The organism is Kurthia populi (assembly GCF_042686175.1).
Lineage (GTDB): Bacteria > Bacillota > Bacilli > Bacillales_A > Planococcaceae > Kurthia > Kurthia populi.
Genome location: NZ_JBHUOR010000125.1, coordinates 26,613 through 34,594 on the forward strand (window position 1 = coordinate 26,613; position 7,982 = coordinate 34,594).

At 36.4% G+C, this 7,982-nt stretch carries 9 protein-coding genes; 4 read left to right on the top strand and 5 right to left on the bottom strand.

Annotated elements, in window-relative coordinates; all coding sequences use genetic code 11:
• Window positions 1-3 precede the first annotated feature (3 nt).
• The 3 genes from ACFSY7_RS14585 to ACFSY7_RS14595 form a co-directional block, all read right to left on the bottom strand.
• Window positions 4-1,032, bottom strand: coding sequence for a FecCD family ABC transporter permease (locus tag ACFSY7_RS14585; protein ID WP_126989741.1), 1,029 nt, complete (start codon window positions 1,030-1,032; stop codon window positions 4-6).
• Complete coding sequence (locus ACFSY7_RS14590) at window positions 1,025-2,032, bottom strand: FecCD family ABC transporter permease (RefSeq protein WP_186439628.1); 1,008 nt, start codon at window positions 2,030-2,032, stop codon at window positions 1,025-1,027. Before ACFSY7_RS14590 ends, ACFSY7_RS14585 begins: the two co-directional genes overlap by 8 nt.
• Window positions 2,033-2,135: 103 nt before the next feature.
• On the bottom strand, window positions 2,136-3,107 hold the full coding sequence (locus tag ACFSY7_RS14595; protein ID WP_380148332.1) for an ABC transporter substrate-binding protein: 972 nt from the start codon (window positions 3,105-3,107) through the stop codon (window positions 2,136-2,138).
• 315 nt (window positions 3,108-3,422) lie between these two features.
• Between ACFSY7_RS14595 and ACFSY7_RS14600 the strand changes: the two genes are divergently transcribed.
• The 3 genes from ACFSY7_RS14600 to ACFSY7_RS14610 all read left to right on the top strand — a co-directional run bounded on the left by ACFSY7_RS14600 (window position 3,423) and on the right by ACFSY7_RS14610 (window position 5,450).
• A complete protein-coding gene (locus ACFSY7_RS14600; protein ID WP_380148333.1) occupies window positions 3,423-4,169 on the top strand; it encodes an alpha/beta hydrolase in 747 nt (248 codons plus the stop codon).
• An 85-nt stretch (window positions 4,170-4,254) separates the two neighbouring features.
• Window positions 4,255-4,557, top strand: coding sequence for an antibiotic biosynthesis monooxygenase family protein (locus tag ACFSY7_RS14605; protein ID WP_126989738.1), 303 nt, complete (start codon window positions 4,255-4,257; stop codon window positions 4,555-4,557).
• A 74-nt stretch (window positions 4,558-4,631) separates the two neighbouring features.
• Window positions 4,632-5,450: a helix-turn-helix domain-containing protein gene (locus tag ACFSY7_RS14610; RefSeq protein WP_126989737.1), complete on the top strand. Its 819-nt coding sequence runs from the start codon at window positions 4,632-4,634 to the stop codon at window positions 5,448-5,450.
• Window positions 5,451-5,674: 224 nt separating this feature from the next.
• Here ACFSY7_RS14610 and ACFSY7_RS14615 read toward each other — a convergent pair whose 3' ends face one another.
• The gene (locus ACFSY7_RS14615) at window positions 5,675-6,484 is read right to left on the bottom strand and encodes an SAM-dependent methyltransferase (RefSeq protein ID WP_380148334.1); all 810 of its coding nucleotides are present in this window, start codon (window positions 6,482-6,484) and stop codon (window positions 5,675-5,677) included.
• Window positions 6,485-6,542: 58 nt separating this feature from the next.
• On the opposite strand from ACFSY7_RS14615, the gene ACFSY7_RS14620 reads away from it, so the two are divergent.
• The gene (locus tag ACFSY7_RS14620; protein ID WP_380148335.1) at window positions 6,543-7,232 is read left to right on the top strand and encodes a YjjG family noncanonical pyrimidine nucleotidase; all 690 of its coding nucleotides are present in this window, start codon (window positions 6,543-6,545) and stop codon (window positions 7,230-7,232) included.
• On the opposite strand, the gene ACFSY7_RS14625 is transcribed toward ACFSY7_RS14620, so the two are convergent.
• Window positions 7,218-7,835: a LysE family translocator gene (locus ACFSY7_RS14625; protein WP_380148336.1), complete on the bottom strand. Its 618-nt coding sequence runs from the start codon at window positions 7,833-7,835 to the stop codon at window positions 7,218-7,220. The two genes, ACFSY7_RS14620 and ACFSY7_RS14625, sit on opposite strands and share 15 nt — an antisense overlap.
• Window positions 7,836-7,982: the final 147 nt, after the last annotated feature.

Sequence of the window (7,982 nt, forward strand, 5' to 3'; positions counted from 1 at the left end):
TCATTAGCGCGCTTTGACAAGTAAGTATAGGAAGTAAGGAATACCAATAATCGATACAACAACACCTACTGCAAGTTCTGATGGTGCGAAAATCGTTTTCGCGATAAAGTCTGAAAGTAATAAAAGTGCGGCACCGATTAAGGCACTAAATGGTACGACGAAGCGGTGGCGAATCCCAACGATTTGTCGCGCAATATGTGGCGCCATTAAACCGATGAAACCAATGCTACCGGATACGGATACGCAGGCACTGACAATCCCAACACTTGCAAGGAGCATTTTAATTTTCTCACGCTCTAAATTAATACCTAAACTAACAATGGTGCTTTCTTCTAATTGGAAATAATCAAGTAAATATTTTTTACGGTAAATATAGATGCCGAGAATGATTAGCCAAGGAAGCATAGCAACGATAAATGCCCAGTTCGCATTGTAAATCGTTCCGGCTTGCCAAAGTGCCGCAATTTCGAAATCTTTTTCACTCATTTTTAATGTTAAGTAAAGTGCTAATGCACCGAAGCCGCTATTAATCGCAATACCTGTTAACAGTAGACGCTCTACATCGAGGCGCCCATGTTTATAAGCAAAGGCGAAAATAATTCCTGCTGCTAATACCCCGCCGACAAGTCCAAATAGTGGCATTGACATAATTTTCAACCATTCAGAACCATCTGAACGAGAAGCATTAAATTGGAATACAAGCATGAAGAATGAAACAGCAGCACCAGCACCCGCATTAATCCCTAAAATCCCAGGATCAGCTAAATCATTTTTCGTTATACCTTGCAGTACACATCCTGCAATGGCAAGACCAACCCCAACGAGGATGGCGATGACAATACGAGGTAGCCGAAATTCAAAAATAACGAGGCTAAATTTTGGATTGTCACCCATGCCAAATAACGTTTTGACAACGTCTGGAATGGTCATATCAAACATCCCATTTGTAACATGTAAATAAAAACTTAAAAAGATAATGACGAAAAGAATGGTTGCTTTAAGCCAAATATGATTCTCTTTATTTTTAGGCATGACGTTGACCTCCTCGAGAACGAATTAAATAGAGGAAGAACGGAATCCCAATAAAGGCGGTTACTACGCCAATTGGGGTTTCGAATGGAAAGTTAAGATAGCGACTAACTAGGTCACATAAACTTAAGAACAAGGCACCGATTAAAATCGAGCAAGGAATAATATTTCGGTAATCAATGCCGACAATAAAGCGTACGATATGTGGGATAACAAGCCCAACAAACGCAATTTTTCCGACTAATGCGACGGATGTACCTGTAAGTAACACAACCGCAAACATTGATAAGTAACGAATTGCTTTTGTTTTTTGACCAAGTCCAGTTGCAATATCTTCACCAAGTGATGTAATCGTAATCGCTCGTGCACAAATAAGTGCTAGCACAAGTCCAACTGCACCAAATGGTATCGACATAAGTAACATGTCCATATTAACGGTATGAATTTTTGTGTTATACCAAGCCGCAATGGTTTGTGAAACTTGGAAATACATCGCAATTGCTGTGGCTAGACTACTTAAAAATGTCCCAATAACGGTCCCAATAATCGCAAGTCGAACAGGGGATAACCCATTTCGAATAAGCGAGCCAAAGCCAAATACAAGTGCAGCACCCATTGCTGACCCAGCAATAGATAAAAGAATCATTTGATAATTCGCTAGTCCAGGAATGAATACAACTGCAAGGGTAATGACAAATGCCGAACCATCATTGACGCCCATTAATGACGGAGATGCTAGGTAGTTTCGTGTAATCCCTTGCATAATTGCGCCGGCCACTGCTAAAAAGGCCCCGACACATAGTACGGCGATGGCTCGAGGAATTCGATTGGAGCGAATAATTTGGTGATCTGGGTCACTCTTATCAAAATTCACAATCGATTGCCAAATTGTATGTAAGCTAATATCTTTTGTGCCATAAATAATCGAAATAAAAGTTACGGCAACGATTAAAATTGGTGCAACGATCATAATGATTTTTTGGATTTTTGATGACTGTTTCAATCTACACACCTATCTTCTGAAAGGGCGATAGAAACACAAAAAACGCGCAGGAGCGCGGTTTTTGTGAGGTACTATTTAAGACTCTATCGTCCGCAATCGTATCTTATTTTACTAAAGTTTTTTCAAGTACATCTAAGAAGTTTGTTTTAGACCAAGCAGTACCACCTTCAGCAAGTGGTGCGATTTCATTTACGAATACTTGATCTTCTTTAGCTGCTGTTAATGCTTTGAAAATTGGGTCTTTTTGAACGTCAGCTAGCGCGTCTTTTGCATCTGCATTTTCGCTTTCATCAAATTCTAAGTAGATATAGTCAGGGTTTACTTCAGATAATGATTCAAGTGAAATTTCTGCTTGAGCTTCCGCTTTTGTTACAACATCAGGAGCTTTTAAGCCAAGTTCTGTGTATAAAATTGGGTTAAAGTAAACGTTTTCTGGATAAACGTACATGATACCACCGCGGATACGAATCATTAATACTGATTTATCTTTTACGTCAGAAGCTTGAACTTCTTCTTTTAACGCTGCAGAATCTTTTTCATAGCCTTCGATGATTTCTTTCGCTTTATCTTCTGTACCACTTAATGTTGCTAACGCATTTAAGTTATCTTTCCAGTCATCAGAGAAGTGAGAGTATGGAAGTGTTGTTGCCAATTTATTCATTTTTGATAATACATCTTCAGCCCATTTATCTGTACCGATAATGGCATCTGGGTCTAATGATAAGATTTTTTCGTTATTAGGAGCCATTTTGTTACCGATTAGTTCAGCACCTTCTAAACCTTCTTGTAAGTATTCAGGAATTGCACCACCGACTTCAAGTACACCAACTGGTTTAATACCTAGTGCTACTGAATCTTCCATTGATTCCATACTTGCTGCAACAATATTTTTTACTGGTGCATCAAATGTGTAATCTTTACCTAAATAATTGATTTTAAGTTCTTTTGCATCCGATTCAGAAGAAGCTTCTGTTTTTGTGTCATCTGATTTATTTGTGTCCTCTGCTGCTGATCCACAAGCTGCAAGTGATAGTGCAAAAAGTGCTGCGGCACCCATTTTCCAATATTTTTTCATGATTATGTACCTCCGATTAAATGAAATTGATTCTCAACTACGGTTATAATCCTATCAAAGGATGAATGAGAAATGAATAGAGGTTTGCACATGAAAGTATGGACTTAAAAGTGGTAAATAATTAACAAACAGTACAAGAATGACTATATTAAAGGATTTCTTATTAAATTTAGTAATTAAAATATGGACTTTTTTTAATTAAAAATATGGATTTCTATAATATTGCAATGAAAAAATTGTAAATTGTAAAGTGGATTTGTATGTTCATACATAGTAATGTATAGGCACAGTGACAAGAAAAGAGAGGTTTTAATGATGGATCAATCATTTAAGTTACAATCAGCATTTACGAATTATTGTTATACGATTCATGTATATGTTCCGGACGGAGCAGTTCCTGAAGAAGGGTTTCCGGTTATTTATTTATTAGATGGCGGTTGGTATTTTGATTTCGCAAAAAATATCGTAAAGCTACAATCAAGAAACCATCCAAAAACGTTCGTACAACCTTCTATCATCGTAGCGATTAGTCATCAGGAGGAAGATGTAAGAACGCGTCGCTTTTATGATTTTACTGGGCCAGCTGAACAATATGTTTTTCCAGAACGCACGAAGGGTAAGCATATGGATACAAAAAATTATGGTGGCGCAGAGCAGTTTTTCGCATTTTTACAACAAGAATTAAAGCCAAAAATTTATGAGAAATTTGCTACTAACCGTGAACAAGAAACATTATATGGACATTCTTTAGGTGGTTATTTTGCTATTTGGTGTTATTTGAAGCAGCATGAGGCATTTACACATTATTTAGCGATTAGCCCATCTATCTGGTGGAATGATATGGAATTACTACGCTTTATTGATCAAAAAAGTATAGAAAATCAGCGCTCACTATTTATGGCTGTGGGTGAGCATGAAACCTTCATGGTAACAGAAAGCAAGCAGTTTATTGATAAGTTAGCAGCGTCAGAAGCAGTGTATTATGTGGCACCAGATGAGAACCATGCATCGATTGTACCGACAACGATGAGTCGAGCATTTCGCTCGATTATAAAAAAATAATTAAGAATGATTCTCATTTTCATTGACTAAATGGTATTTTTTTGATTAAAATAGAAAATATACATATACCGGAGAGGAAGATTTCATGTTAGTTCAAATGCGTCGTTTTACAGTTACAGAAGGAAATGCTCATCAATTAGTTGAAAAATTTACAACACAAAAAGCACCTGTTGAAGGCCGAGAAGGTTTTATTGATAAAACGGTATTACAGAAAAAAGTGCGTCGCGGTGAAGAAGAAGTAATTGTCGTTATTCGCTGGGAATCTGAGGATGCATGGAAGGCTTGGGAAAAGAGCCCTGAGCACATTGCCGGCCATCGCAATAATAAGGGGAAAGAACGCCCAGAATTTATTATTAATGTTGATGTGGCTATGTACGAAGTTAAATAACAGACATGTAGCTGAAGTTGCGACAAAGCGAATAATCACGCATTTGTCGTAGCTTTTTGTTTTAGGAGGTACGTATGACTATACAAACAAATGAACTAATCGAATATTTTGCAACATCTACAATTGAATTTCGTAATGCTTTTCAAACGACATTGCCTTCTGGAAAGCTTGATTCGAACCGAAAAACAGCATCTGACGTATGTGGATTTATTATTCCTTTAAAAGGAAATGCGCGTTTTTCATTAGACGGTGTACCGTACCATATCGATCAGCATACGATTGTTCATGCCGGTAGAGATATGAATATTAAAATAAAAACATATGATACAGAGTGGGTTTATGCGGTTATTCACTATGAAGTTATTGAAGCAGACGATAAATTCAAAGGTTTTATTGATAAGCATTTTTCGATTGAGTTAGATAATATGGAGGATATTTTAAAAATTATCGAGCAGTTATTACATAAAAATATGAATCCAGACCACTTCTCTCAATTTGAGCTAAAGGTCATTTTTATGAGTTTAATGAAAGAAATTCTAAATGGCGCAAGAAATAGTCAATATAATTTCACGTTGCAACAAGTAACGAAAATTATTGATTATTTCCACTCTCATTATGAAGAAGAAATTTTTATTAGCGAGGTGGCGGATATGTTTAACATCGATCGTCGCCGTATCGCGTATCTTTTTGAAAAAATTACGGGCATGACACCTGTACAGTATTTAATGCATTATCGTGTATCAAAGGCGAAAGAATTATTAGCGATTACCGATTTAACGATTGCAGAGGTAGCAGAGGCGGTTGGCTATCAAGATAACTTCTACTTTAGTCGTGTCTTTAAAAAGGTGATGCAGCAATCACCAAGTCAATATCGAAAACTTAATAAACGTTAATAGACACAGTATACTCGAACGTGAAAAAATAAGGAATCTGCGATAACTGAGAAATCGGCCATTAATGATGGTTAATTTCTTAGTTATCGCAGTTTTTTTGTAAATAGTATAGAGAAAAATGAAAAATCATACTTTGAGCAATTCCTTACCTTCCTTCATACTGAATACAGATTAGAAAGTAGTGGTTTCTAATAATAGAAAAAAACACCTCAACAATCGAGGTGTTATCGTGCAATAATTACAAAACTATTAAGTGATTGCGGCTGTTGGACCGTATTCATATTGTCGTATAAGGCATCTAATAGTGTTTGAATTAACGGGGGAGCGTCTGAAAATTCTGATTGAATACTATTAGCATAATCTTGTTCCCATGCACCATCTTGTAGATAGCTTGCATCTACTTCTGTGAGTGTACAATTTGTAAAATTCGCTTGCTTTAAGAGTTTTTGAATATGTTTTTTTGTGAAAATGGCTTGAATATTTCCATCATTATCAACATATTGTGAAAATAACGCCAAAATAGTAACAGCAAAAAAATGACTGCTCTGTTCATGCGTATGATAGGTTGTATCCCATTCCGCAAAGCAAAGTTGACTAGTCATAGAGCGAGTATGTTCAAAATACTGAAGTAATTGCGCTTCATCGTGGAAATACCAAGAGCAATGTGAGAAAACAATGGCATCATATTGCTCAGTAGTATCGAGTGATAAAAAATCTGTCTCTAATTGAAATTCAATGCGGGATCCTAAAGGAGACTTCTTAATATTTTCATGGGCTTCCTGTAATGTCATAGGTGCACCGTAATCACCACTTGCAATGTCAATTGCCTTCACAAAACCACTATCACCAACAATATGTGCGAGGGCCATCGTTGTATCACCTTGTCCACAGCCAATTTCTAAAATACGCATACCAGGCTGTAAATTAAATGCTTTGACGAGCGAAAAGCGATGTTGAAGTTGTATTTGTTGAATTGCATCATCTTCATATAGATGATAGGTTTCGACAAATTGTTGTACGGTTTTATTTTTCATATAATGTCTCCTCATTCATGATATAGTAAGTTCATCTGTAAAGAATGGTGGTAAATAGATGAAACAACACTATGATGTCTTATTATTTGATTTAGATGATACAATTTTTGATTTCCAAACTGCGGAGAAAGCCGCCTTTACACAAGTGTTTAAAGAATATGGTTTACGTGCACCTGACTATTTACACGACTATCAATCTGTCAGTAACGGCTTATGGCAACAGTTAGAGCAGCAACAAATTTCACTAACACAATTAGGAAATGAACGTTTTCATCAATTATTTAAGATGCATAAACTGTCATTAGATGCACAGCAATTTAATGATACGTACCTACGCTTTTTAGGTGAACAGCCGTTTTTAATAGAAGGAGCTGTTGCTTTATTTGAGGAACTTCAAGATATTCGTATAGCTGCTGTTTCAAATGGATTTGAGCGTGTGCAACAAGCTAGAATTGCTTTGAGTCCATTTGCTAATAAATTTGAAGAGCTCATCATTTCTGAAACAGTTGGCCATCAAAAGCCTAGCCGAGCAATTTTTGATTATGCTTTTAATACACTTCAAATTAACAATAAAGATACTGTTTTAATGATAGGAGATTCGCTTACATCGGATATTAAAGGTGGACAACATTACGGCATTGATACGTGCTGGTTTAACCCAAATTATAAAGCAAATCATTCGGAAGCGGCCCCAACGTATGAAATTCACCATTTAAGTGAGCTTATCACGATATTAAACGGCTTTTGATTTTGTGAATAAAAGTTTCAAGCCAAAGCCGATTAACACAACACCAGTTGCGCGCTCCATCCACAGTTGAACAGTCGGCGATAATAGCCATTCGCGGATATAATAGAGGCAAATCACATAAAGTGAAAACCAAATGACGGTGCAAACAGCATAGGTGCTACCCATTAATAAAAAATCTCTTGTTGCATGTCGATCGTCTGTAATAAATTGTGGTAAAAACGTTAGAAAAAATACAATAACCTTTGGATTTAAAACATTTGATAAAAAAGCCTCTAAAAAAGCACTATGCTGTTTTTTCGTAGGAGCGGTGGTAGTAGCAACTGTAGGAATCGCTTTCTTAGCCAATAATGCTTTTACACCTAAATAAATTAAATACACAGCACCAACCCATTTGATTATGCCAAATGCTAAGGCAGACTGCATTAGTAATGCAGACAATCCAATTGTTACAGCAATCGTATGAATGAGTGATCCGGCTGTAAAGCCAAGTGCCATTTGAAAGCCATCTCTTGCACCGTTACTGATTGTTCGTTTTGTGATCAGTGCAGTATCTAAACCGGGACTCATTACAACGAAAATGGTCATGACTAAAAATGTAAGCATTACCTATCACCTCGTTTGTATAAAATTTGCAAAATATGTTAATTCACTAGCGTCGCATTAAAATAAATTAACACCTTTGAATAAACTGAATTTTCTGTAATATAATTCAAACACAAAAAAATCCTTTATAATGGTTGGGCGGTAGTA

Bases quoted from the DNA above. Each gene is read 5' to 3' on its own strand.
- ACFSY7_RS14605 (WP_126989738.1), top strand. From the start codon at position 4,255: ATGTTAGTTCAAATGCGTCGTTTTACAGTTACAGAAGGAAATGCTCAT.
- ACFSY7_RS14625 (WP_380148336.1), bottom strand. From the start codon at position 7,835: ATGCTTACATTTTTAGTCATGACCATTTTCGTTGTAATGAGTCCCGGT.
- ACFSY7_RS14585 (WP_126989741.1), bottom strand. From the start codon at position 1,032: ATGCCTAAAAATAAAGAGAATCATATTTGGCTTAAAGCAACCATTCTT.
- ACFSY7_RS14610 (WP_126989737.1), top strand. From the start codon at position 4,632: ATGACTATACAAACAAATGAACTAATCGAATATTTTGCAACATCTACA.
- ACFSY7_RS14600 (WP_380148333.1), top strand. From the start codon at position 3,423: ATGGATCAATCATTTAAGTTACAATCAGCATTTACGAATTATTGTTAT.
- ACFSY7_RS14595 (WP_380148332.1), bottom strand. From the start codon at position 3,107: ATGAAAAAATATTGGAAAATGGGTGCCGCAGCACTTTTTGCACTATCA.
- ACFSY7_RS14620 (WP_380148335.1), top strand. From the start codon at position 6,543: ATGAAACAACACTATGATGTCTTATTATTTGATTTAGATGATACAATT.
- ACFSY7_RS14615 (WP_380148334.1), bottom strand. From the start codon at position 6,484: ATGAAAAATAAAACCGTACAACAATTTGTCGAAACCTATCATCTATAT.